This is a genomic window from Williamsia maris, assembly GCF_024171815.1.
GTDB classification, from domain to species: Bacteria; Actinomycetota; Actinomycetes; order Mycobacteriales; family Mycobacteriaceae; genus Williamsia_A; species Williamsia_A maris.
The window spans coordinates 478,337-502,746 of sequence record NZ_JAMTCJ010000001.1 but is presented as its reverse complement, the minus strand read 5'-3'; the positions used below and the strand labels follow the sequence as shown (position 1 = coordinate 502,746).

19 protein-coding genes are annotated in these 24,410 nt (G+C 68.7%); 10 read left to right on the top strand and 9 right to left on the bottom strand.

Translation table 11 applies throughout. The features are described from left to right. The first annotated feature begins 108 nt into the window (after positions 1–108). From LX13_RS02365 to purH, 7 genes are all read left to right on the top strand, one after another. Complete coding sequence (locus LX13_RS02365) at positions 109–1,740, top strand: AMP-binding protein (RefSeq protein ID WP_253659694.1); 1,632 nt, start codon at positions 109–111, stop codon at positions 1,738–1,740. After that, positions 1,741–3,747 (top strand): acetoacetate--CoA ligase, encoded by a 2,007-nt coding sequence (locus LX13_RS02360; RefSeq protein WP_301300463.1) that lies wholly within the window; start codon positions 1,741–1,743, stop codon positions 3,745–3,747. 77 nt (positions 3,748–3,824) lie between these two features. Continuing rightward, positions 3,825–5,057 (top strand): acyl-CoA dehydrogenase family protein, encoded by a 1,233-nt coding sequence (locus LX13_RS02355; protein WP_253659693.1) that lies wholly within the window; start codon positions 3,825–3,827, stop codon positions 5,055–5,057. 148 nt (positions 5,058–5,205) lie between these two features. After that, a complete protein-coding gene (locus LX13_RS02350; RefSeq protein ID WP_253659692.1) occupies positions 5,206–6,603 on the top strand; it encodes a DUF5336 domain-containing protein in 1,398 nt (465 codons plus the stop codon). A 133-nt stretch (positions 6,604–6,736) separates the two neighbouring features. After that, complete coding sequence (locus tag LX13_RS02345; RefSeq protein WP_253659691.1) at positions 6,737–8,257, top strand: cell division protein PerM; 1,521 nt, start codon at positions 6,737–6,739, stop codon at positions 8,255–8,257. Positions 8,258–8,337: 80 nt separating this feature from the next. After that, complete coding sequence (purN, locus tag LX13_RS02340) at positions 8,338–8,961, top strand: phosphoribosylglycinamide formyltransferase (protein WP_253660538.1); 624 nt, start codon at positions 8,338–8,340, stop codon at positions 8,959–8,961. After that, a complete protein-coding gene (gene purH / locus LX13_RS02335) occupies positions 8,958–10,511 on the top strand; it encodes a bifunctional phosphoribosylaminoimidazolecarboxamide formyltransferase/IMP cyclohydrolase (RefSeq protein WP_253659690.1) in 1,554 nt (517 codons plus the stop codon). Before purN ends, purH begins: the two co-directional genes overlap by 4 nt. 108 nt (positions 10,512–10,619) lie before the next feature. Here the strand turns inward: purH and LX13_RS02330 are convergent, their stop codons facing one another. From LX13_RS02330 to glpK (LX13_RS02305), 6 genes are all read right to left on the bottom strand, one after another. Then, entirely contained in the window at positions 10,620–12,725 is a 2,106-nt protein-coding gene (locus tag LX13_RS02330) for an ArnT family glycosyltransferase (RefSeq protein WP_253659689.1), read from the bottom strand. Positions 12,726–12,788: 63 nt separating this feature from the next. Continuing rightward, complete coding sequence (locus tag LX13_RS02325; protein ID WP_253659688.1) at positions 12,789–13,121, bottom strand: hypothetical protein; 333 nt, start codon at positions 13,119–13,121, stop codon at positions 12,789–12,791. Between the two features lie 107 nt (positions 13,122–13,228). Continuing rightward, positions 13,229–14,371 carry an NAD(P)/FAD-dependent oxidoreductase gene (locus tag LX13_RS02320; RefSeq protein WP_253659687.1) on the bottom strand — a complete coding sequence of 381 codons (1,143 nt, stop codon included), beginning with the start codon at positions 14,369–14,371 and terminating at the stop codon, positions 13,229–13,231. A 26-nt stretch (positions 14,372–14,397) separates the two neighbouring features. Further along, positions 14,398–15,138, bottom strand: a complete 741-nt coding sequence (locus tag LX13_RS02315) for an MIP/aquaporin family protein (protein WP_372499852.1) — start codon at positions 15,136–15,138, stop codon at positions 14,398–14,400. 5 nt (positions 15,139–15,143) lie between these two features. After that, positions 15,144–16,880, bottom strand: a complete 1,737-nt coding sequence (locus tag LX13_RS02310) for a glycerol-3-phosphate dehydrogenase/oxidase (protein WP_253659685.1) — start codon at positions 16,878–16,880, stop codon at positions 15,144–15,146. A gap of 70 nt (positions 16,881–16,950) precedes the next feature. Continuing rightward, positions 16,951–18,465, bottom strand: coding sequence for a glycerol kinase GlpK (gene glpK, locus LX13_RS02305; protein WP_253659684.1), 1,515 nt, complete (start codon positions 18,463–18,465; stop codon positions 16,951–16,953). 142 nt (positions 18,466–18,607) lie between these two features. Between glpK (LX13_RS02305) and LX13_RS02300 the strand changes: the two genes are divergently transcribed. The 3 genes from LX13_RS02300 (at position 18,608) to LX13_RS02290 (ending at position 21,312) form a co-directional block, all read left to right on the top strand. Further along, positions 18,608–19,378, top strand: coding sequence for an IclR family transcriptional regulator (locus LX13_RS02300; protein WP_253659683.1), 771 nt, complete (start codon positions 18,608–18,610; stop codon positions 19,376–19,378). A 28-nt stretch (positions 19,379–19,406) separates the two neighbouring features. After that, entirely contained in the window at positions 19,407–20,924 is a 1,518-nt protein-coding gene (glpK, locus tag LX13_RS02295; protein WP_253659682.1) for a glycerol kinase GlpK, read from the top strand. A 172-nt stretch (positions 20,925–21,096) separates the two neighbouring features. After that, positions 21,097–21,312: a hypothetical protein gene (locus LX13_RS02290; RefSeq protein WP_253659681.1), complete on the top strand. Its 216-nt coding sequence runs from the start codon at positions 21,097–21,099 to the stop codon at positions 21,310–21,312. A gap of 309 nt (positions 21,313–21,621) precedes the next feature. Here LX13_RS02290 and LX13_RS02285 read toward each other — a convergent pair whose 3' ends face one another. The 3 genes from LX13_RS02285 to LX13_RS02275 form a co-directional block, all read right to left on the bottom strand. Next, positions 21,622–22,536, bottom strand: a complete 915-nt coding sequence (locus LX13_RS02285) for a MetQ/NlpA family ABC transporter substrate-binding protein (protein WP_253659680.1) — start codon at positions 22,534–22,536, stop codon at positions 21,622–21,624. 88 nt (positions 22,537–22,624) lie between these two features. Continuing rightward, positions 22,625–23,350, bottom strand: coding sequence for a methionine ABC transporter permease (locus LX13_RS02280; protein ID WP_253659679.1), 726 nt, complete (start codon positions 23,348–23,350; stop codon positions 22,625–22,627). Next, a complete protein-coding gene (locus LX13_RS02275; protein ID WP_253659678.1) occupies positions 23,347–24,351 on the bottom strand; it encodes a methionine ABC transporter ATP-binding protein in 1,005 nt (334 codons plus the stop codon). The genes LX13_RS02280 and LX13_RS02275 overlap by 4 nt, the downstream gene beginning before the upstream one ends. Positions 24,352–24,410: the final 59 nt, after the last annotated feature.

Here is a 24,410-nt window from a genome sequence, read left to right as displayed (position 1 = left end):
TGCAAGTGTGGTCTGGACAACGTCCGATTTCCGGGCCTACCCTGGCGTCGGTTAACGGTCCTTAACCAAAGCGACGCGGCGCACCGCCGGACGGGATGAACTCCACCGATGGACGACACCACTGCACGACAGCTCTCCTACGACCGCGGCGAGAGCGCCCCGCCGTTGCTCGAGACCACGATCGGACGCTCGTTGGCGCAGACCGCGGCGCGCGTCCCCGACAACGACGCGTTGATCGACTGCGCGTCGGGTCGGCAGTGGACCTACCGCGAGTTGCGGGCCGTGGTCCTCGCTGTCGCGGCGGGTCTGTTGCGACGCGGTGTGCGACCCGGTGATCGCGTCGGACTGTGGTCGCCGAACCGGTGGGAATGGGTGGTCACGCAGTACGCGACCGCGGAGATCGGCGCGATCCTGGTCAACCTGAACCCGTCCTACCGTCAGCGCGAGCTGGAGTTCGCCCTCGACCACGGTCGGGTGTCGATGGTGGTGGCCTCGCCCGAGTTCCGCGATTCCGACTACCCGGCGATGCTGGCTGTGGCGCAGCAGAACTGCGCGACGCTGCACGACGTCATCGTCTTCGGCGACCCCGCGTGGGCGGAGCTGACCGGCGACCCGACCGAGGACGAGTTGGCGGCCGTGGCCGACGTGGCCGCCGGGTTGTCGCCCGACGACCCGGTCAACATCCAGTACACCTCGGGCACAACCGGATTCCCCAAGGGCGCGACCCTGTCGCACCGAAACATCTGCAACAACGGGTACTTCGTCGGCGCGCTGTGTTCGATCACCGACACCGACCGGATCTGCATCCCGGTGCCGTTCTATCACTGCTTCGGCATGGTGATGGGCAACCTCGCGGCCACCTGCCACGGCGCGACCATCGTCATCCCGGCACCCGCGTTCGACCCGGTCGCCACGTTGCGCGCCGTCACCGAACACCGGTGCACCAGCCTCTACGGCGTCCCGACCATGTTCATCGCCGAACTCGCACTGTCGAACTTCGGTGAGTTCGACTTGTCGAGCCTGCGGACGGGCATCATGGCCGGCTCGCCGTGTCCGGCCGAGGTGATGCGCCAGGTCGTCGATCGCATGCACATGACCGAGGTGTCGATCTGTTACGGCATGACCGAGACCTCCCCGGTGTCGACGCAGACCCGTGTCGACGACACCCTCGAACGCCGGGTCGGCACCGTCGGTCGGGTGGGCCCGCACCTCGAGATCAAGGTCGTCGACGGGGACGACGCAACCGTCGAGCGCGGGGTCACCGGCGAGTTGTGCACGCGGGGATACAGCGTGATGAGCGGCTACTGGGACGAGCCGGACAAGACCGCCGAGGTGCTCGGCGACGACGGCTGGATGCACACCGGCGACCTCGCCATGATGGACGCCGACGGATACGTGCAGATCACCGGCCGCATCAAGGACATGGTGATCCGGGGCGGGGAGAACATCTATCCCCGCGAGATCGAAGAGTTCCTCTACACGCACCCCGACATCCTCGATGCCCAGGTGATCGGCGTGCCGGACGACAGGTACGGCGAGGAGCTGATGGCGTGGGTCCGATTGCGCGAGGGTGTCACCGATTTCGACCCGGAATCGGTGCGGGCGTTCGCCGCCGGGGTCATCGCGAAACACAAGATCCCGCGATACGTGCACGTCACCGACGAGTTCCCGATGACCGTGACCGGTAAGGTCCGCAAGGTGCAGATGCGTGCGGATGCGACCGAGATCCTCGGCCTCTAGATGAACAGTTCGATCACCGGCACCGCGATGGAGCGCTTCGTCGCCGGGTTGCCGTCCGAGGTGGGCGCTGCCCCGACCGACGACCCCACCGCCGACTACGACGCCCTGTGGCGGTGGTCGGTCGACCATCCCGCCCGATTCTGGCGCGCGCTGTGGGACTTCTTCGACCTCGACGGCGTCACCGCTACGCCGCTCGCCGACGGTGACGCCGCAGTTCTCGCCGACGCGACGATGCCGGGCGCACAGTGGTTCCCGGGCGTCGAGCTGAACTACGTCGACCAGATCCTGCGGCACGCACGGACGCACACCGATCCCGCCCGCGCCGCGATCGTCGGCATCGGCGAACTCGGTGGGCGAACCGAGATCACCTGGGCACAGCTCCCCGGGCAGATCGGAGCCGTCGCACAGGCGTTGCGTGACGCCGGGGTCGGACGCGGCGACGTGGTGGCGGCCTACCTCCCCGACGTCGCCGAGGCCATGATCGCGTTCCTCGCCACCGCCTCGATCGGGGCCGTGTGGTCGGGGTGTGGCGCCGATTACGCGCCCGACGGTGCCGCCGCCCGTCTCGGCCAGCTCGATCCGCGAGTCCTGTACCTGAGCAACGGCTATCAGTACAACGGCAAGTGGATCGACAAACGCGCGCACGGCGTCGAGCTGATCGCCGCCCTTCCCGACCTCGCCGCAGTTTTCGTCGTCGACTCACCCGACGGGCCCGAGTTCGACCGCGACGCCCACACCGGCCCCACGCTGCTCGCGCACCACGAACTCGTCGCCGCGCCGCGGGACCCCGCTGTCGAGGCGGTGCCCTTCGACCACCCCCTGTGGGTGTTGTTCAGCTCCGGTACCACGGGCCGGCCGAAGGGCATCGTGCACGGGCACGGCGGGGTCGTGCTCGAACACCTCAAGGTCGCCGGACTGCACTCCGACCTCGGCGTCGACGACGTCTTCTTCTGGCAGACCGCGTTGAGCTGGATGATGTGGAACTACCGGTTGGCCGGATTGCTCTGCGGCGCAACGACGATCTGCTACACCGGCAGCCCCCTGTTCCCCGACGCCGACCGGTTGTGGGAGTTGCTCGAGCGGGAGGGCGTGACGTACTTCGGCACGAGTCCCGGCCAGCTGCAGGCCTCGCGCAAGGCCGACCTGAGTCCGGGCTCCGACCACGACCTCTCGCGGCTACGAACCCTGGGCAGCACCGGCTCCACCCTGGCCGCCGACCTCTTCGTCTGGGTCGACGAGCACGTCGGCGCGCAGGTGCCGGTGTCGTCGGTCAGCGGTGGCACCGACGTCGTGACGGCGTTCGCCGGCGGCTCGATCGGCATCCCGGTCGTCCCCGGGGAGCTGTCGGTGCGCTATCTCGGTGTGTCCCTGCACAGTTGGTCGCCGGATCGCCGAGAGCTGATCGACGAGGTGGGGGAGATGGTCATCACCGCCCCGATGCCGTCGATGCCCGTCGGGTTCTGGCGCGACGACGACGGCAGTCGGTACCGCGCCGCGTACTTCGAACACGAGTGGACCCAGGGACTCACGCCCGGGACCTGGCGGCACGGGGACTGGGTCACGATCACCGACCGAGGCTCGATGGTCATCCACGGTCGGAGCGACGCGACACTGAACCGGCACGGCATCCGGATGGGCTCGGCCGACATCTACGAGGTCGTCGAGGCAATCGGTGAGATCGCCGAGGGCTTCGTCGTCGGCGTCGACGGTCCGGACGGCGCGTACTGGATGCCGCTGTTCGTCACCCTGATCCCCGGGGCGTCGCTCGACGACGAGCTGCGCGCACGGATCGCCTCCGACGTCCGACGGCGCCTGTCGCCGCGGCACGTCCCCGACGAGGTCCTGCTCGCACCCGGTATCCCGCACACCCGCACCGGTAAAAAGCTCGAGGTGCCGGTGACCGGGATCCTCGCCGGCCGCACGGATGTCGCGCTCGATCCCCGGTCGGTCGACGACCCGGCGCTGATCGACTGGTATCGGGAGCAGGGCGTCGCGCACCGCTGGTGACAGGCCGGATCGGGCCCTTCAAACCACGGTGCTTCCAAGGGGTCACAGGAGCGGTCCCGGCTGGTCTGATGACCGCCATGACTTCGACACTGACCACAGAACTGACCGTCAACCGCTCCGATTGGGCGACGCCGCCCGCCGATTCGGCCGGATGGATCGCCCGCGCCCACGAGGTGGCGGCGATCCTCGCGACCGACGCGGTCGAACGTGACCGCGCCGGCGCCACGCCCGTCGCCGAGGTGGCCCTGCTCAAGGAGGCCGGACTCGTCACCCTGCTCGGTCCCACCGAACACGGTGGTGGCGGACAGAACTGGATCACCGCGTACGCCGTGATCCGCGCGGTCGCCGCCGGCGACGGCTCCATCGGCCAGCTCCTCGGTTACCACCTGCTGTGGTTCTGGGCGGCCCGTCTGGTCGGCACACGCGAGCAGATCACCGCCGTGGAGACCGCCGCGACGCAGGACAAGTGGTTCTTCGGCGGCGCGGTCAACCCCCGCGACAGCGACGTCGTCGTCACCGACAACGGCGACACCATCAGCTTCTCCGGACGCAAGTCCTTCTCCACCGGCTCGAACGTCTCCGACGTCACCGTCCTCGAGGGCGTCCTGAGCACCACCGGCGAGCACGTGTTCGCGATCGTCCCCAGCACCAGCGAGGGCTTCACCTTCCACGACGACTGGGACAACATCGGTCAGCGGCTCACCGAGAGCGGCAGCGTCACCATCGACAACGTCACCACCGACTGGGCGTCGGCCGCAGGCTTCGTCGACAAGGCCTTCCAACCCCGCGTCTACAACTCGCTCAACGTGCCGATCATCCAGCTCGTCTTCGTCAACTTCTATCTCGGCATCGCCCGGGGCGCCCTGGAGACCGCGGTCGACTACACCCGTTCGTCCACCCGGCCGTGGCTGCACGGTGGTTTCGACCGCGCCGTCGACGAGCCCTACGTGATCGACACCTACGGCGATCTGCTGACCAAGCTGTGGGCCGCCGAGGCGCTGGCCGACGCCGTCGCCGTCGAGCAGCAGGCGATCCACGAGAACGCGTGGGACGTCACCGCCGAACAGCGCGGCAACCACGAGGTCCGTGTCGCGGCGGCGAAGGCGCAGGCCACCGACGTCGCGCTCGAGATCACCACCCGCATCTTCGAGGTCACCGGCGCGCGGTCGACCGCGGCGAAGGTGGGACTCGACCTCTTCTTCCGCAACGTGCGTACCCACTCGCTGCACGACCCGGTCGCCTACAAGCGTCGCGAGGTCGGCCGCAACCTGCTGATCGGTGAGCTGCCCGAGCCCACCTGGTACAGCTGAGCGAATACCGCGTCGAGAAGGGTTGCCAGGCCGGGTCGGTACGTTAGCGTGGGCTGCGACCAAGGACGTGTCGCGGGCACAGACCGTGACGCGGACACGACGTGACAACGTCGATGACGTGCGGGGCAACTTCGGTGAGGAGACACGAATGACGTATCAACCTGGCGGGGGCTCCGGCTCTGAGCAGGGCGATCCGGGTCAGGCGGGCTGGGGACGACAGGCCGGCCAGCAGGGCTACGGAGCACAGCCCGGGGCGCAGCAGGGCTACGGAGCACAGCCCGGCGCGACCCAGGGCTACGGCCAGCAGGGCTCGTCCCAGCAGGGGTACGGCCAGGGCTACGGCGGCCAGAGCTACGGCCAGCAGCCCACCGGGCAACAGGGCTACGGCCAGTCCGGAGCCACAGGTCAGGGCTACGGTCAGGGTGGTTACGGCCAGCCCGGCACGTCCGGGCAGGGTTCGACGCAGCAGGGCTACGGCCAGGGCGGCTACGGTGCGGGTCAGCAGGGCTACGGCGGCTACGGCCAGCCGACAGGACAGCAGAGCTACGGCCAGCAGCCCTCGGGGTACGGCCAGCAGCCCGCCGGGCAGCAGGGCTACGGCCAGCCCGGATCCCAGCAGGGATGGGGCCAGCAGGGCTCGGGTCAGCAGGGATGGGGCCAGCAGGGGTACGGCCAGTCCGGCTACGGACAGGAGCCCGCGGCCAAGCCGGCCGGTCAGGGTCTGCCCGCCGCCATCGGCACCTACCTCGTCTACATCCTCGGTGCCCTCGGTCTGATCAACCTGTTCATCGGTTTCGCCAACGCGCTGGACTACAACTACAGCGACGGTGTCAGCAACTCGAGCACGCTGTTCCAGTCGATCGGCGGCATCCCGTTGATCCCGCTGGCCGCCGCCGGTCTGATCGCGCTGGCGACCCTGCTCCCGAAGATCGACACCCGCCTCAGCCCGACCGTGGCCGGACTGTCGGTCACCGGCGCGCTGGTCGCGTTGTTCCAGGTCATCACGCTGTCCGACGGCGTCGGCGCGGGCATCGGGTTCGTCCTGCTGCTGGTGTTCGGCATCATCGAGGCGGTCGTGGCCGTCGTGTGGCTGCTCGTGCAGGGTGGTGTCCTCAAGACCGCTCCCGAGTCGGCGGCACGCACCCACGACATCGGCGCGTCGACCGCGTCGCAGGCACCCTCGACCACCGCGTCGAGCACCTATGGCGCCCCGGCGGAGGGCCAGTCGCAGTCGTCGGCCTACGGGTACGGCTACGGACAGGGCACCTCGGCGCAGACCACCAGCCTGAGCAAGCCGGAGGAGAGCTCGTCGACCGGTTCGGCGAGCACGGGTTCGACCACCGCGGGCGACCCCGGCGCGCAGACCCCCGGCTACGGGACCCCCGCGGCCGGATCGTCGGCGGCGGGCGAGTCCACCTCGTCGGCCACACCGGGATCGTCGGCCACGGGTGCACCCGCGGCGGGCGAGCAGGCCGGTCCGTCGCCCTACGGTGAGCGCACCACGGCGTTCCCGAGCTCGGAGCCCGGGGACACCACCGGCCGCTGACCCTCGGCACGCGAAGAGTCACCACCACGACACCCCGTCGGCACTCGCCGGCGGGGTGTCGTGCTGTGCGCTTCTCCGGTGCCTGCGGCGCGCCTGACCACCCGGAAGGCCCGTCGATGTCACCCTCGTAGGGATGGTCACCTCCACCGGGGAATCGCTCTCCACACGCCTCCGCGAACTGCGTCGTGCGCAACGCCGATCGGCCGCGCACAGCGCCGGTTCGGCGCGCGAACTCGTCGTCATCGCCTTCGGGCCCAGCGCCATCGCGCTGCTGGTCATCGCGGTGATCGCGCTGGCCACGTTGCTGTCGGCGGGAAGTGGACTGACCGGTCTCACCGCCGCCATCGGCGCGATGTGGCTCTCCTCGCACCAGGTGCCGTTGACGATCAGCGAGGTCACCATCGGGGTGTTGCCGCTGGCGCCGACGATCGCCCTGGTCGCCGGGGTCGCGGCGATGACCGCGGGTGCGGCGGGCAATCATCGACCGCGCTCGGAGCTGACGTCGGTGTTCCTCGCCGCGGTCGCCGGCCCGCTGCTGATCACCGTGCTGAGTCTCGCGCTGGTGATGGACGGCTCGACCGTTCTGACCGTCGCCTCACCGAACGCACTGGTCGCGTTCGCCTGGACCATCGGACTGCACGCGCTCGGCGCCGGACTCGGGTTGGCCCGCGGTCGCTGGCGTGAGGTCGGTGCGCATCTCGGTGTCGCCCCTTGGGCGCCCGCCGCGTTCCGCGCGGCCGGGGTCGCTCTGGTCGGCCTGTTCTCGGTGGCCACCCTCGTGATCGCGGTGCGCCTGGTCGTCGCGCACGGCACCGTCGGTGAACTGATCGACGCGGGCCACGGATTCGCCGGCGGACTGGGTCTGACGGTGCTCTCGATCCTGTATCTGCCCAATCTGATCATCGGCGCGGCCGCGATGCTGGTCGGCGCCGACGCGCACGTGGGTACCGCCGGTGGCGACCTGTTCGCCGCGCACGGCGGATCCCTGCCGCCGTTGCCGGTGCTCGCGGTGCTGCCCAGCGGAGGTGGCGGGCCGTTCGGCGCCGTGCTGCTGGTCCTGACCGCAGTCGTGGCCCTGCTCGCAGGGCGCTGCGCACTGCACGTCGACCCGATGCGGGCCACCCGCACGGTTGCCGCCACCGCGGGACTCGCCGCGATCGCGATGGTCGTGCTGACCTGGTTGGGCGGCGGCGAGCTCGGCGAACTCGGTTCGGCGGGAGCCACCGTCCCGGCCGCAGGGATGTTCACGTTCGGCTGGTTCGCGGTCGTGGGCATGGTGATGGTCCTGATCCACGGCGTCCTGCCCGGCACCCGTGCCGCACGTGCGGCCTACTACCGCGGTGACCTGCTCGCAGATGTCGCGGACGACGAGGACCGCCTCGAGGATGAGTACGACGACGACCGCGAGGTCGCTGCGCACGACGACGACGAGCTCGACGTCGTGACGGACCGCGATCCCGAGGACGCCGGTCCCAGGGACGGTGATCGTGCGGATGCCGATCGTGACAGCGCGGACGACCGCGTCGTGAATGTCGTCGACGATGACGACGAACCGGCGTCCGACGTGGCCGACAACGTCACCCAGATGCCGCGTCGCGCTCGCGCGGACGTGGTTTTCGGTACCCACAGAACCGATTCGGACGACGACCACTAGGCTCACACGTGTTCTTCCAGCGCCGTCGTGAGCGGTGTGGTCGGACGCACACGCATGCCCAGCTCTGGCAGGAGTCGACCCTGAACGCCACGTCATCGGACCCTCGTGCGGCCGTCGTCGTGCTGGCCTCCGGGACGGGGACCCTGCTCGGCGCACTCATCGAGGCCGCCGCCGACTCGAATTACCCGGCCCGCATCGCCGCGGTGGTCGTCGATCGGGACTGCCGCGCCAAACAGGTCGCCGACCTCGCTGACCTGCCCACCACCGTCGTCGCGCTGGCCGATCACCCCGATCGCACCGCATGGGATCGCGCGCTGACCGACGCGGTCGCCGCCCACGAGCCTGCCCTCGTCGTCACCGCCGGGTTCATGAAGATCCTCGGACCGGCGTTCCTCGAACGCTTCGGCGGCGCGATCGTCAACTCCCATCCCGCCCTGCTGCCGTCGTTCCCCGGCGCGCACGCGGTCACCGATGCCCTGGCCCACGGTGTCACCGTCACCGGTGCGACGGTGCATCTCGTCGACGACGGTGTCGACACCGGCCCGATCCTGACGCAGGCGCCGGTGATGATCTCCGATTCCGACGACGAGGTGTCGCTGCACGAGCGCATCAAATCCGTCGAGCGCGTCCTGCTGGTGCAGGTCGTCGCCAAATTTGTCACCAAAGGTGTTGTGTCCGATGGACGAAAGGCCCGTTTCTCGTGAGTGAAGACCCACGCATCCCCATCCGCCGCGCGTTGATCAGCGTCTACGACAAGACCGGGCTCGGTGAGCTGGCGACCTCTCTGGCCGCCGCCGGTGTCGAGATCGTCTCGACCGGGTCGACCGCTAAGACCATCGCCGAGCAGGGTGTCCCGGTCATCGAGGTCTCGGACCTCACCGGCTTCCCCGAGTGCCTCGACGGTCGCGTCAAGACGCTGCACCCGCGTGTACACGCCGGCATCCTCGCCGACTCGCGTAAGCAGTCGCATCGGGATCAGTTGGCGGAGCTGGAGATCGCACCGTTCGACCTGGTGATCGGCAATCTCTATCCGTTCGCGGCCACCGTCGCCTCCGGCGCCGGATTCGACGAATGTGTCGAACAGATCGACATCGGCGGACCGTCCATGGTGCGCGGCGCGGCCAAGAACCACCCGTCGGTCGCGGTCGTCGTCGACGCCGCCGACTACGTGTCGGTCACCGACGCCATCACCGCGGGTGGTTTCACCCTCGCCGAGCGAACCCGTCTCGCCGCCAAGGCGTTCCGGCACACCGCCGAGTACGACGTCGCCGTGGCCGGTTGGCTCAGCGGCGAGATCGCCGGCGAGGACAAGTCGGAATGGCTGGGGCGCACGTGGACCCTGTCGTCGTCGCTGCGGTACGGGGAGAACCCGCACCAGTCGGCCGCGTTGTACGTCGACGGCTCCGACGGCGGCGGCCTGGCCCGCGCCGAGCAGCTGCACGGCAAGGAGATGAGTTACAACAACTACACCGACTCCGACGCCGCCTGGCGTGCCGCACACGACTTCGACCGCCCCGCGGTCGCGATCATCAAGCACGCCAACCCGTGTGGCATCGCCGTCGGTGACGACGTCGCGCAGGCGCATCGCAAGGCGCACGAATGCGACCCGGTGAGTGCCTACGGCGGCGTCATCGCCACCAACGTCCCGGTGAGTGTCGCGATGGCCGAGCAGGTCGCCGAGATCTTCACCGAGGTCATCGTCGCTCCCGGGTTCGACGACGGCGCACTGGGTGTCCTGACCCGCAAGAAGAACATCCGCGTGCTGCTGGCGACCCCGCCGCAGCGCGCGGGATCCGAGTTGCGCCCGATCTCGGGTGGACTGCTCGTCCAGCAGCGCGACATCCTCGACGCCGACGGCGACGATCCGACCAACTGGCAGCTCGCCACCGGCGAGCCCGTCGACGAGAAGACCCTCGCCGACCTCGAATTCGCCTGGCGGGCCTGCCGTTCGGTGAAGTCGAACGCGATCCTGCTCGCCGCCGACGGTGCGTCGGTCGGTGTCGGGATGGGACAGGTCAACCGTGTCGACTCCGCACACCTCGCCGTCCAGCGTGCGGGCGACCGCGCCGCGGGCAGCGTCGGCGCCTCCGATGCGTTCTTCCCGTTCCCGGACGGCCTGCAGGTGCTGACCGCCGCCGGTGTGCGCGCCATCGTCCAGCCGGGCGGCTCGATCCGCGACAACGAGGTCATCGACGCCGCCGCCGAGGCCGGCATCGCGCTGTACCTCACCGGGTCCCGCCACTTCGCGCACTGATCTCCGCCGCTCGCGCGTCCTGACGCTAACGCGCACCCGCCGTTCGAACGCGCGCCCAGCTTGGGGCGCGTTCGAACGATGGCCGCGCGTTCGAGGCGAGCGCGACGGCTACTTTGTCGGGTGACGCAGGTCGTAGACCTGGTAGCTGCCGACCGTTTTCGCCGTGTAGTGGGCCTCGACCCACGCCTGGATCTGGCCGGTCACCGACGTCGAGTTGTACTGCGAGAACAGCTTCGTCGCCTGTTCCGACATCGCCGGGTCGAGACCGGGGACCACCGACACGGCCGAGCGACGCCCGCCCGATCCACCGCCGCCGCGTGATCCGCCTGCCGAGGCCAGGTAGTAGGTGACGTCACCGTTGCGGATGTACTGCTGGAACTCGGCGAGCGTCGGTACGGGGTCGTTGTTGAACCCGCCGATCGCCATCACCGGCTTCTCGGTGTCGAGTTCGATCTGTGCCGCCGCCGACGAACGGCTCACCGCGGCAGCCCATCGGCTGGTGGTCGACCCCAGCAGTGCCTTCAGCTCGGGCGACTTGTCGGAGGTACCGCCGAAGAACGCGCCGAAACCGCCGCCGCCCTTGGACGGTCGGTCCTCCGACGCGGGGCTGACCGACGGTCCGCCACCGGTGTGCGGCGTCGCGACGACCTCGGTCGCGTACGCAGCCGGCGCGAGGAGCGCACCGACCACCGCCGCGACCGCGACACCGCCCAGGACGAACCGCCGACGCGACGAGCGTCCCGACACCGACCCGGCGTGGGCCGAAGACCGCGACCGACCCATGAACCCGACGACCAGCACCGCGACCGTCGCGATCACGGTGACGACGAGGGTCGCCCAGGCGACCGCGGGCAGCCAGCTCGACTGACGCTGCATCAACACGAATCCCCACACTCCGGCCGCCGCGACGACCGCGGCCAGACCCACGATCGCCACGATGCGGTCGCGTTGCTTCCAACACTCGACGACGCCCAGCCCGACCACGCCCGCGATCGGCGGCGCGATGGCCAGCGAGTAGTACGGGTGCGGATTCGATTTCATGTACGAGAGCACGAGGCCGTCGATGACCATCCACAGCCCGAAGATCAACACCCCGGCCCGCATGAGGTCGGTACGCGGTGCGCGTCCACGCAGGACGAGCGCGACCACGAGCGCCACCAGCGCAGCGGGCAGCAGCCAGGAGATCTCGATGCCGAACTCTCCGGAGAACAATCGCGTGATTCCCGGCCCGTCGGCGAACATCCCGCCGGCGCCGCCGCGCCCGCCACCGCCACCACCACCGCCGCCGCCTGACTGACGGATCCGATCGATGAACTCCTGCGCCTGCGGAGACGAGATCACGTTGCGAGCGGCACCCCCGCCCTGCTGCTTGCCCTCGATGCGGGCGAGCCCGTTGTACCCGAGCACCAGGTTCATGAAGTTGTTGTCGGTCGAGCCCGCCAGGTAGGGACGCGACGACGCCGGCCACCACAGGGTGAGCAGGACATACCAGCCGGCCGAGACCGCCATCGCGGCCGTGGCGATCACCAGATGCACGATGCGCCTACCGATGCCGGTGGGTGCGGCCACGAGGTAGATCAACCCGAGGGCGGGCAAGACCATGAGGCCCTCGAGCATCTTCGCCAGGAACGCGAAACCGACCGCGACACCGGCCAGGGCGAGCCACCGACCCGACGCGGTGGCCGTGGCGCGGATCGCGCAGTACGCGGCGGCGGTCATGAGCAGCACCATCGCGGCGTCGGGGTTGTTGAAGCGGAACATCATGGCCGCCACGGGGGTCAGCGCGAGGGCCGCACCGGCGATGAGCCCGGCACCGCGTCCGGCGACGCGCGTCCCGGCTGCGTACATCAGAGCCACGGTCGCGACGCCCATCAGTGCCTCGGGGATCAGCATGCTGGCGCTGGAATAGCCGAAGATCTGCCCCGACAACCCCATCACCCACTGGGAGACGGGGGGCTTGTCGACGGTGATGAAGTTCGACGGATCCACCGACCCGAACAGCAGCGCCTCCCAGTTGCGCGAACCGGCCCACGCCGCGCCCGCGTAGAAGACGTTGCCGCTGCCGTTGACGGTGATGTTCCACAGGTAGAACACGCCGGTACCGATGAGCAGGACGGCGACGGCGATCCGGTCGATCGGACGCGCCGGGGGCAGGTCAGAGGGTGGGGCGGTCTGCGCGGGAGGGGCAGATGGTCTGATCGCGTCGATGGTCACCGTGCCGACAGTCGTGCGCCCACCTGAGCGTCATGTGGCGATCACCTGTGAGAACGCTGCGAATCACGCGAAGAGTGCGACGTTCCCGACAACCTGCCCGTTGTCCCCGGTCTCCGGTGCGCCGATGGGCCGCAGCCACAACCGATCCACCGCCGATATCGACGGCGACAGCCACGAACGCACGGTGTCGGCGATCGACGTCGCGCGATCGCGCACGATGTTGATGCGGCGGGTACCGCTGGTCGGGGAGTGCAACGCCGCGCTGACCATGCGGGGCTTGTCGCCCGCGTACCAGACCTCGACCCGGGTGTCGCCCTTCGTGAACCGGAGCCATCGGTGTCCGGTCACCGCCCACCCCGCGTCTCCCGCGAAGGTGATCAGTTCTTCTTTGTCCACGCGGTGTCACTCCCTGTTCATCTCGACCTCTCCGCCGACTGTAGAACGTGGTGTGAGAGCTGTCTGTCGTTGGAACACACTAATTTTCGTTGCCGAGGGTAAACGAATTACCCGCGGGTCCGCGACGGCAGGAGGTCGGCGGCCGACACCCCGCGCGACCCCACGTCGGCGGGGATCTCGTCGCCGCGGATCAGGGCGGCGGTGACCCGGGCCAGCGCGGCGCACGTCTGGATCCCGTAGCCGCCCTGCCCGGCGCACCAGGTGAAGCCGGGTAGATCCGGGTCCGGCCCGACCACCGGCGTGCGGTCGGGCACGAACGACCGCAGACCGGCCCATGACGAGCGGACGTGTCGGGAACCGACGGTCGTGACCTCGGCGATCTCGTCGAGCGCGCGGGCGATCTCCAGCTCGTCGGGTCGCGCGTCCGACGGTGAGGTCGGTGTCTCGTCGGCGGGGGAGCACAGCAGCTGTGCACCATCGGGTTTGAGGTAGAACGACTCGTCGATGTCGCTGATCGTGGGCAGACCGTCGCGGGCGAGACCGTCGGGCATCGCGAGCATGAAGACCGTCCGACGGCGCGGGGTCAGACCGATCGGGGCGGCACCCACCGACTGGCCCAGTTCGTCGGCCCACGCCCCGGCGGCGTCGACGACGATCCGCGCGCGGGTGACGCGGCCGTCGGTGGTGACGACCTCCCAGAGCCCGTCGGCGAACCGCAGGGACGCGACACCGGCGGAGACCGCCACCGCACCGCCGCGCGCACGCAAGCCTCGCAGGTAGCCCTGGTGCAGGGCGTGGACGTCGATCTCCATCGAACCGGGTTCGTGCAGGGCGGCGTCGATGGTCTGCGGACGCAGCGCGCCGAACAGCGCGGCCGCCTCGGTGGGGGTGAGCAGCTCGACGTCGGGGGTGAGCGTGCGTACCTCGGTGAACATCGACCGCAACGCGTCGCCGCGTCCGACGCGCGCGAACTGCAGCAGCGGACGTCCGGTGAGCAGCGGGCGGTCGAAGCAGTCGGGCGGGTCGGTGAGGAAATCGCGACTGGCCGTGGTGAGACCACGGATCACCCGGTTGCCGTAGCTCTCCAGGAACAGCGCCGCCGAACGGCCGGTGGTGTGGAACGCCAAGGCCGGTTCCCGCTCGAGCAGGACGACGTGTCGGTCGTCGGAGAGTTCGTAGGCGACCGACACACCGGCGATGCCACCGCCGATGACGATCACGTCGGCGGTGGCATCGATGTCGTGGCTCATCGAGAGCCGAATCTACTCCGGTCGGGTCACACGTTCTGGGTGAGCAGGAACAGCCCACCGGCGAGCGCGCCGCCGATGATCGGTCCGACCACCGGAACCCAGGCGTAGTTCCACTCGAGACTGCCCTTGCCCTTGATCGGCATCAGCGCGTACGCGATGCGCGGGGCCAGGTCGCGCGCCGGGTTGATGGCGTACCCGGTCGGGCCACCCAGGCTGTTGCCGATGACGAGGACGACGAACGCCACGCCGGCGTACCCGAGCCCGGAGTTGCCCAGGTCGAGGGTGCCGCCGTTCTGCGAGATCGCCGGGGAGCGCAGGATCCAGAACACCAGCACGAACGTGCCGATGACCTCGGTGACGGTGTTCCAGAAGTAGTTCTTGACCTGCGGACCCGTGCAGAAGATGCCACGGGTGTCCTCCGGGTGTGGATCGGCGTCGAAGTTCTTCTTGTATGCCGCATAACAGAGCATCGCGCCGATGAACGCGCCGATCATCTGCGCGCAGATGTAGATCGGCACCTGCGACCACGGTGTCTTGTCCGCGATCGCGAGGCCCAGGGTCACCGCCGGGTTGAGATGCGCACCCGACTGCCACGCGATGGACGCACCGGCGAAAACCGCCAGGCCCCAACCGAAGTTGATGAACAGACCACCACTGTTGTGGAAGCCCGACTTCACCAGGTTGTTACCCGCCACGACGCCCGCGCCGAGCAGGATCAGGACCGCGGTCCCGATGATCTCCCACAGCCAGATCTGGCCGTCCGAGATGGCGCTCATGCCGACACGTCCGCGACCGCCGCCGATCCACGGACTCCTCGTGCGCCCATCCGGGCCGCGTCGGCGGTCCGGTCGTCGGGCTGGCGTTGCGACTCGATCTCGGCATCGACACGCGCGCTGTAGTTCTCGATCTCACGGGTGCGCTGTTCGTCGTTCCACCCGAGCACGCCGGCGACGATGTCGGCCACGTCGGACGCGGCGCTCTTGCCGCGGTCCCTGGTCTCGATCGACACGCGGGTCCGCCGCGCGAGGATGTCGACGAGGTGCAGCGCGCCCTCGTGGGTCACCGCGTAGCGGATCTCCGCGCCGAGGTAGCGGTTGTCGGTCGAGGCCACCGGGGTGCCGAGTTCGGGCTCGGCCGCGATCAGCTCGAAGATCTCCGAGATCGCGCTGCCGTAGCGACGCAGCAGGTGCTCGATGGTCTTCACGGGCAGGCCGTGCTCGTTGGCCAGGCGCACGCGCGCCTCCCACAGATCGTCGAACCCGTCGGCGCCGACGAGCGGGATGCTCGCCGTGCGTGAGGGTTCCACACTGCGCTGTCCGGCGACGGCGGCGTCGATCGCGTCGGCCGCCATCACCCGGTAGGTGGTGTACTTGCCGCCCGCGATGACGGTGAGACCGGGCGCGGCCGGGACCACGGCGTGCTCACGCGACAGCTTGCTGGTCTGGTCGGACTCGCCGGCCAGCAGCGGACGCAGACCGGCGTAGACGCCGACGATGTCGTCGCGCACCAACGGCTTCTCCAGCATCACGTTGACCTCGGCGAGGATGTAGTCGAGGTCGGCGCTGCTCGCGGCCGGGTGGGCCAGGTCGAGGTTCCACTCGGTGTCGGTGGTGCCGATGATCCAGAAGTCGTCGCTCCAGGGGCACGGGATGACGAACAGCAGACTCTTCTCGGTCTCGGTGATGAGGCCGACGGCGGAGTCGATGCGGTCACGGGGCACCACGATGTGAACGCCCTTGGACGCCTTCACCCGCAGTCCGCTGGTGGTGCCGACCATCTCCTGCAGCTCGTCGGTCCACACGCCCGCGGCGTTGACCACGTGCTTGGCGCGGACGTCGACCTGCTCGCCGGACTCGAGGTCCTCGACCCGGGCACCGATGACGCGGTCACCGTCGCGCAGGTAGCTCGTCACCCGTGCACTCGACGCGCACAGCGCGCCGTAGCTGGCCGCGGTACGCGTCAGCATCATCGTGTGCCGGGCGTCGTCGACCTGTCCCTCGTAGAACAGCACGCCACCGCGGATCTTGCCGCGCTTGGCGCCCGGGAAGATCTCGAAGGTGCTCTTCTTGCCGATGTGGCGGAGGTGATGGGGCACACCGCGTCCCGCGCCGAGGATGTCGTAGAAACCGATGCCCGCGCCGGCGTAGGCGCGGTCGTAGACCGGGGTGACGAGCGGGAAGATGAACTCGACCGGACGCACCAGGTGCGGCGCGACGGTGTTGAGCATCAGTTTGCGCTCGCGCAGGGCCTCGAACACCAGCGAGAAGTTGAGCTGCTTGAGGTAGCGCAGGCCACCGTGGAACAGCTTCGACGACCGGCTCGAGGTGCCGGCTCCGTAGTCGATGGCCTCGACGAGGCCGACGCGCAGTCCGCGGGTGGCGGCATCGATCGCGGCGCCGCCACCGACGACACCGCCGCCGATCACGAGCACGTCGAGTTCGGTCTGGGCCATCGAGGCCAGTGCGCGCCGCCGCGATGCGGGGTCGAGCGCTATGGGTTGCATGGTCATGACGTTCTCCTTCCGGAGATCAGAGAAGTTGTGCTGAAAAGAATCTCGAGCTCGGTGCGCGCGGCGACGATCACACGTCCACCCAGTCGAGGGTGCGGGTCACGGCCTTCTGCCAGCGCCCGTAGTAGTCGGCCCGTTCTTCTTGGGTCCAGTGCGGCTCCCACCGGGATTCTTCTTTCCAGTGGGTTTCGAGCTCTTCGGTGTTCTTCCAGAACCCGGTGGACAGACCCGCCGCGTAGGCGGCGCCCAGCGCGGTGGTCTCGGCGACGACCGGTCGGCTCACCGGGATGCCGAGCACGTCGGACTGGATCTGCATGCACAGCGAGTTCGCTGTGACACCACCGTCGACGCGCAGCACCTCCAGCTTGACGCCGGAGTCCTTTTCCATGGCGTCGGCGACGTCGCGGCTCTGGTAGCAGATCGCCTCCAGCGTCGCGCGTGCGATGTGGGCGTTGTTGTTGAAGCGGGACAGTCCGACGATCGCGCCGCGGGCGTCGGAACGCCAGTAGGGCGCGAACAGACCGGAGAACGCGGGCACGAAGTAGACGCCGCCGTTGTCGGGGACCTCGCGGGCCAGCGATTCGCTCTGTGCCGCACCGGAGATGATGCCCAGCTGGTCACGCAGCCACTGCACGGCCGATCCGGTGACCGCGATCGATCCCTCGAGTGCGTACACCGGCGGCTTGTCGCCGAACTGGTAGCAGACGGTGGTGAGCAGACCGTTCTTCGACCGCACCAGCTTCTCGCCGGTGTTGAGGAGAAGGAAGTTGCCGGTGCCGTAGGTGTTCTTGGCCTGCCCGGGGGAGAAGCAGACCTGACCGACCATCGCGGCCTGCTGGTCGCCGAGCGCGCTGGCGATCGGGACCTCGCCGGCCAGCGGGCCGGTGCGGGTGGTGTGGCCGTAGGGCTCGGTCGGCGACGACGGGACGATCTTCGGCAGCATCTGCTTCGGGATGTCGAACAGGGCGATGAGCTCGTCGTCCCAGTCCAGGGTCTCGAGGTTCATCAGCATGGTGCGGCTGGCGTTGGTGACGTCGGTGACGTGCACGCCGCCGTCGACGCCGCCGGTGAGGTTCCAGATCACCCAGGTGTCGATGGTGCCGAACAGTGCGTCACCGTTCTCGGCGTCGGCGCGCACGCCGTCGACGTTCTCCAGGATCCACTGGGCCTTGCCCGCGGCGAAGTAGGTGGCGGGCGGGATACCGGCCTTCTCGCGGATCGTGTCGCCCGCGCCGGAGCGCTCCAGAGCCGACGCGATGCGATCCGTGCGGGTGTCCTGCCACACGATGGCGTTGTAGTACGGGCGGCCGGTGTTCTTGTTCCAGACGACGGTGGTCTCGCGCTGGTTGGTGATGCCCAGCGCCGCGAGGTCGCCCGCCTTGAGGTTCTTCTTGCGCAGACCGTTCTGCAGCACCGAGGAGGTGCGCTCCCAGATCTCGATCGGATCGTGCTCGACCCACCCCGCCTTCGGCATGATCTGCTCGTGTTCGAGCTGATGGCGGGCCACTTCGGCTCCGGCCTGGTCGAAGATCATGAACCGGGTACTCGTGGTTCCCTGGTCGATGGCACCGATGTATTGCGTCATGTGTCCCTGCTTCGTCGGAGGGTGGATCGGAAGTGATGTGGATCTCATCCACCCACCACGCTAATCACGGCGCCACACCCTGACGAGGGTCGTCGTTCGACAATGTCGAACAAACCCGCCGACAGGCGTAGCGTCCGGAACCATGCCGGGTCTGATCCAATCCGTGGAGCGCGCGACGGCTGTCCTGCATCTGCTCGCCACCCGGCCCGAGCCGGTCGCGCTGTCGGAGATCGCCTCGGCCCTCGGTCTGGCCAAGACCACCACGCACGGTCTGGTCCGGACACTGGTCGCGGTCGGGGCCGTCGAGCAGACCGCAGACACCGCCGGCTACTACCTCGCCGACGACCCGTTGGGCGCCCGCAAGGACCGCTGGGACGTCAACGAGATCCGGTCGCGGGCGATGAACTGGACCGACGCGTTGGCCGCGCGGACCGGGATGGCGACCCAGATCAGCGTGTTGCGGGGTCGTGAGGTGCGGATCGTCCACGATGTCCTCGCCGCGCACGGGGGCGGGTTGGTCCTGCGGACCGGGAAGTCCGTTCCCGCCCACGCCACCGCGCACGGACGGATCCATCTGGCCTTCGACGTGCACCTCGCGCGGGAGCTCGTCGCGGCCGGGCTGCCCGCCGTCACCCACCGCACCATCACCGACGGCGCCGACCTCGCCCGCGAACTCGCGACCGTCCGGGACAGCGGATGGGCCTGCGGTCGGGGCGATCTCGAGGCCGATGTGGCGACGTTGGCCGCACCCATCCGTGATCAGGGCGGGTCGGTGATGGCCGCGGTGGGGTTGTCGGGGGAGATCGACGAGGTGTGTACCCGATCCGGGGCCCCGCGACCGGCGCTGCTGGAGAACCTGATCTCTGCCGCCCGGTCGATCTCCCGGTCCATGGGACACGGACAGCTGCAGTGACGCGCTCGACGACGAGGGGACACCGACAGTGACGGCACGGTACGTCGCCGCGATCGACCAGGGCACGAGCTCGACGCGCTGCATCATCTACGACCGTGGCGGGGTCATGGTCTCGGTCGCCCAACGCAAACACACCCAGCACTTCCCGCAGCCGGGGTGGGTCGAGCACGACGCCCTCGAGATCTGGAAACTGGTGCAGCGGTTGATCCCCGAGGCGCTGCGCAACGGTGGGATCGAGGCCGACCAGCTCGTCGGACTCGGGATCACCAACCAACGTGAGACCACCGTGATCTGGGATCCGACCACCGGGATCCCGCTGCACCGCGCCATCGTGTGGCAGGACACCCGGACCACCGACAAGGTCGAGGAGCTGCGTGCCCAGGGAGTGGCGGCCGACGCCGAACACCGCACCGGGGCGCCGCTGTCGAACTACTTCAGTGCACCGCGACTGAGCTGGATGCTCGACGCGTGCGCCGGGTCCCGGGCCGCGGCCGAACAGGGGAGGGTGCTGTTCGGGACCATGGACACCTGGCTGGTGTGGAACCTGACCGGTGGTGTCGACGGCGGGTTGCACGTCACCGACCCCACCAACGCCAGCCGCACCATGCTGATGAACATCGAGACCGCGCAATGGGATCCGACGCTGCTCGAGGTGTTCGACATCCCCGCCGCGATCCTGCCGGAGATCCGGCCGTCGATGAGCCGCGTGGGGACGACCGCCACGCCGGTCGCGGGCATCCCGATCACCGCGATGATCGGTGACCAGCAGGCCGCGTTGGTCGGACAGACGGCGCTGCGGGCGGGGGAGTCGAAATACACGCTGGGCACCGGCGGGTTCCTATTGTTCAACACCGGCACGACACTGGTCCGTTCACGCAGTGGACTGATTACCACGGTTGCCTTCCAGTCCGACGGGCAACCCATCCGCTACGCGTTGGAGGGGTCGAATCCGACGGCCGGTGCGCTGGTGGAGTGGATCCGGCAGAACCTGGGCATCATCGCGACGCCTGCGGAGATCGAGACGCTGGCCTCGACGGTCACCGACAACGGCGGCTGTTACATCGTGCCTGCGTTCTCCGGACTCCATGCGCCGCACTGGGTGTCGGGGAGTCGCGGGCTGATCGTCGGGTTGACGTCGTACATCACCCGCGGGCATCTGGCCCGGGCGGCGTTGGAGACCAACGCCTTCGCCGCCGCGGCGATGGTCACCGCGGTCAACGACGACCTCGCCGCCGCCGGTGTCGAGACGTCGTTGACGGAGTTGGTCGTCGACGGCGGGATGACCGCGAACAACACGATGATGCAGATGATCGCCGACATGTGCGATGTCCCGGTCACGCGTCCGCAGATGGCCGAGGCCGTTGCGCTCGGCGCGGCGTATGCCGCCGGGCTGACGGTGGGGTTGTGGACCGATGAGCAACAGCTGCGCCGTAATTGGCGAGCGGCGGCGGTATGGAAACCCGATGTCGACCCCGCCGATCGCGAGCGGCGCCTGGCGAACTGGTCGGCAGCAGTGCGCCTGGCGAGCCAATGGAGCCCGGTGTAGCAACCACCGGCTGACTGTGTGGAAAGCGCAACCACGGGCTGACTGTGCGGAAAGCGCAACCACGGGCTGACTGTGCGGAAAACGCAGCCACGGGCTGACTGTGTGGAAAGCGCCATCGAGTGTGCTGACGGCGGCACGCGAGACGAAGAACAAAACGACGCACACTCGATGCGTGCTTTCCGCACTGTCGGCGGTTGTTAAAAAGCCGCTGACAGTGCAGAAGATGCGCGTCGAGTGTGCGTTGTTTCGTGTCGGCGGGCGTCGTGTGGTGAGCACACTCGACGGCATCTTCTACACAGTCAGCACCATGGGGCGGTTGTGCGGAAAGCGTGGACCGCGGGCTGACGGTGTGGAAAGCGCCATCGAGTGTGCTGACCGCGTTTCGTGAGATGTGCAGTAAACGAGGCGCACTCGATGCGTGCTTTCCGCACCGTCAGCGGTTTTCAGGGCCGCTGACGGTGCAGAAGATGCGCGTCGAGTGTGCGTTGTTTGGTTGTCGGCGGGCGTCGTGTGGTGAGCACACTCGACGGCATCTTCTACACAGTCAGCACCATGGGGCGGTTGTGCGGAAAGCGCAGCCGCGGGCTGACTGTGTGGAAAGCGCCATCGAGTGTGCTGACCGCGTTTCGTGAGATGTGCAGCAAACGACGCACACTCGATGAGTGCTTTTCGCACCGTCAGCGGCTTGTCGGGCCGCTCAGCTCTGGTACGGCAGCAGGATGTTCTTCACCTGAGGATCCGAGGCCAGGTAGGTCTGGACCGCGGGATCCTGGAAGGTGGCGACCAGCTTCTTGATGTTGTCGGTGTCCTTCCACTTGCTGCCGATGGTGAGCTGACCAGCGAACTCGTCCGGGGCCGGCGGCGCGTAGATCTGCTTGGCGATGTCGATGTTCGCGGCCAGGTAGTACTCGGTGTAACCGACGGCGGCGTCGATGTCGGGCAGCGCGCGCGACTGGGCGGCGAAGTCGAGGAGCTTGAACGTGATGTTCTTCGGGTTCGACGCGATGTCGTCCTGCGTGGCGGTCCACTTGCTGACGCCCGGCTTGAGGGTGATCAGTCCGGCGCGCTCGAGCAGCCACAGGCCCTGGGCCTCGTTGGCGGGGTCGGAGTACAGCGACACCGTCGCGCCGTTGGGCAAGTCGGCGACCGACTTGTACTTGTCCGACCAGATGCCGAATCCCCAACGGAACACCGGGGTCGCGGCCTCCTCCTTGAAGTCGGGGTTGGCGGCCAACACCTGTCCGAGCCACAGCTTGTGCTGGTAGATGGTGCCTGCGACCTCACCCTCGCTGACCGCGCGGTTGAGGGTCGTGCTGTCGGCGAGGCCCTTGAACGCGATCTTGATCCCGTGCTTGGGGGCGACGTTCGTGGAGATGTAGTTCACCAGTGCCTGCTCGGCGGCGTTGCCTTCCGCGGTGACGACGGTCAGCGTGGCGCCGGCGGTGTCGTTGGGCGACTTGTCATCCGAGCCGGCGAAGCGCCACCCGATGAAGGCGGCGACCACGATGATCACGACGGCGATGGCCGCGAACAGCGGCCACCGCTTGCGGGTGGTGACCTCGAAGCCGCCGGGCGAACCGCCCTCGGTGGTCGGGGAGGTGTTCTGCGTCATGGGTTCTCAGCTTTCTCGGGTGTGCGCCGGGCACGGATGTGCCGCGCGCGTCGATGTGGGACGAGCGGATCGGGTGGGGCGGGTGGAGTCAGGCGCGCGCTTTGGTGCGCGTCGAGCGCACGGACTGCTCCGGTGTGAGGTAGCGGACGAGGGCGTCACCGACGATCTGGATCAACGCGACGGTGATCACGAGGGTGATGATCGTCGCGATCATCACCTGGTGGTCGAAGCGCTGGTATCCGTAGGTGACGGCGATGTAGCCGAGTCCGCCGGCGCCGATGGTCCCGGCGATGGCGGAGTACTCGATCATCGCAATGGTGTTGATGGTCAGCCCGCCGATGAGACTCGGAAGTGCTTCGCGCAGTTGGGCGGTGATCACGATCTGGGTGGTCGATCCGCCGGACGCGCGGGCGACGTCGATCACCGACGCCGGCACCGACCGCAGCGAGTTCTCCACGATGCGGGTGAAGAACGCGATGCCCGCGATCGACATCGGGACCACCGCGGCCGGGATGCCGATGTTGGTCCCGGTGATCAATCGGGTGAACGGGATGATCGACGTCATCAGCACCAGGAACGGCAGCGACCGCCCGATGCTGATGATCCACGACAGCGGGGTGTGCAGCGCGCGGTTCTCGAACAGCCCACCGGGGGCGAGGTTGTGGATGACCCCGCCGAGCGGGACGCCGACCACCGCGACGATCACCATCACGATGCCGACCATGGTCACGGTGTCACGGAACGCCGGGATCAGCAGCCCGGGGATCTCGTCGACCGGGACGGTGATCGCGGCCAGGGTGGCGGTGCTGCTCATGCCGCGACCTCCTGACCCGAGGCGGAGTTCGCGCGGGTGGTCAGGCCCAGCGTCGCCGCCGCCGCGGTGAACGCGTTCGCGTGCGCCGAGTCCACGGAGATCACGACCTCGCCGACCGAGATGCCGTCGACGGCCTGCACGTTCGCGCTGAGCACGGCCAGGGGAGCACCGATGTCGGTGCCGATGCGAGAGATCCAGTCCGACGGGACCGACGCGGAGCGGTAGACCACCTCGAACGTGGCCTGACCGACCGCGGCGGCGGCGCTGGCACCGCGCGGGCGCAGCGACCGGCCGAGCCGGGACGTGTCGTCGAGGAGGAGGTCGACGAGGGAGCCCTTCTCGTCGATACGACCGTTGTCGAGTCGGGCGACGCTGTCGGCGACCTTGACGATGGTGTCCATCTCGTGGGTGATGAACACGACGGCGAGCGACAGCTCGTCGCGCAGTTCGGTCAGCAGGCGCAGGAACGAGTCGGTCGCCTCGGGGTCGAGTCCGGAGGTGGCCTCGTCGGAGAGCAACACCGATGGTCGTAGCGCGAGCGCACGGGCGATCCCGACCCGCTGACGCTGTCCGCCGGAGAGCTGATGGGGATACCGGTCGGCCAGGTCGGTGAGCCCCACACGGTCGAGCAGCTCGGCGACCCGCTCACGGGTGGCGGTGGAGGTGACGCCGAGGTAGTTCAACGGCAGCGCGACGTTCTGCGCGGCGGTCCGGCGCGAGAGCAGGCTCGACGACTGGAAGACGGTGCCGATCGAGCGCCGCGCGGCGCGCAGGTCCCGGGAACCGAGCTGAGTGAGGTTCTTGCCGTTGACGATCACGTTCCCCGAGGTCGGACGCTCGAGCAGGTTGATGCACTGGGCGAGGGTGCTCTTGCCCGCACCCGACGGACCGACGATGGCGAATATCTCGCCTGCCTCGACCCGGAAGTCGACGTCGGACAGGACTGTTGTGGTCACCCCACCCGACGTGTATGTTTTGCCTAGCTCAAGAACTTCGATCACCGGTTGTCCGTTTCCCCAGCGTGCCAGCGATTCTGGCGCGCAGCTCATCGAACCGGATC

Coding starts and splice junctions, on each gene's coding strand:
- LX13_RS02365 (WP_253659694.1), top strand. CDS start 109: ATGGACGACACCACTGCACGACAGCTCTCCTACGACCGCGGCGAGAGC.
- LX13_RS02310 (WP_253659685.1), bottom strand. CDS start 16,880: ATGACCATGCAACCCATAGCGCTCGACCCCGCATCGCGGCGGCGCGCA.
- glpK (WP_253659684.1), bottom strand. CDS start 18,465: ATGACGCAATACATCGGTGCCATCGACCAGGGAACCACGAGTACCCGG.
- LX13_RS02280 (WP_253659679.1), bottom strand. CDS start 23,350: ATGAGCAGCACCGCCACCCTGGCCGCGATCACCGTCCCGGTCGACGAG.
- LX13_RS02345 (WP_253659691.1), top strand. CDS start 6,737: ATGGTCACCTCCACCGGGGAATCGCTCTCCACACGCCTCCGCGAACTG.
- LX13_RS02360 (WP_301300463.1), top strand. CDS start 1,741: ATGAACAGTTCGATCACCGGCACCGCGATGGAGCGCTTCGTCGCCGGG.
- LX13_RS02350 (WP_253659692.1), top strand. CDS start 5,206: ATGACGTATCAACCTGGCGGGGGCTCCGGCTCTGAGCAGGGCGATCCG.
- LX13_RS02285 (WP_253659680.1), bottom strand. CDS start 22,536: ATGACGCAGAACACCTCCCCGACCACCGAGGGCGGTTCGCCCGGCGGC.
- LX13_RS02320 (WP_253659687.1), bottom strand. CDS start 14,371: ATGAGCCACGACATCGATGCCACCGCCGACGTGATCGTCATCGGCGGT.
- LX13_RS02355 (WP_253659693.1), top strand. CDS start 3,825: ATGACTTCGACACTGACCACAGAACTGACCGTCAACCGCTCCGATTGG.
- LX13_RS02300 (WP_253659683.1), top strand. CDS start 18,608: ATGCCGGGTCTGATCCAATCCGTGGAGCGCGCGACGGCTGTCCTGCAT.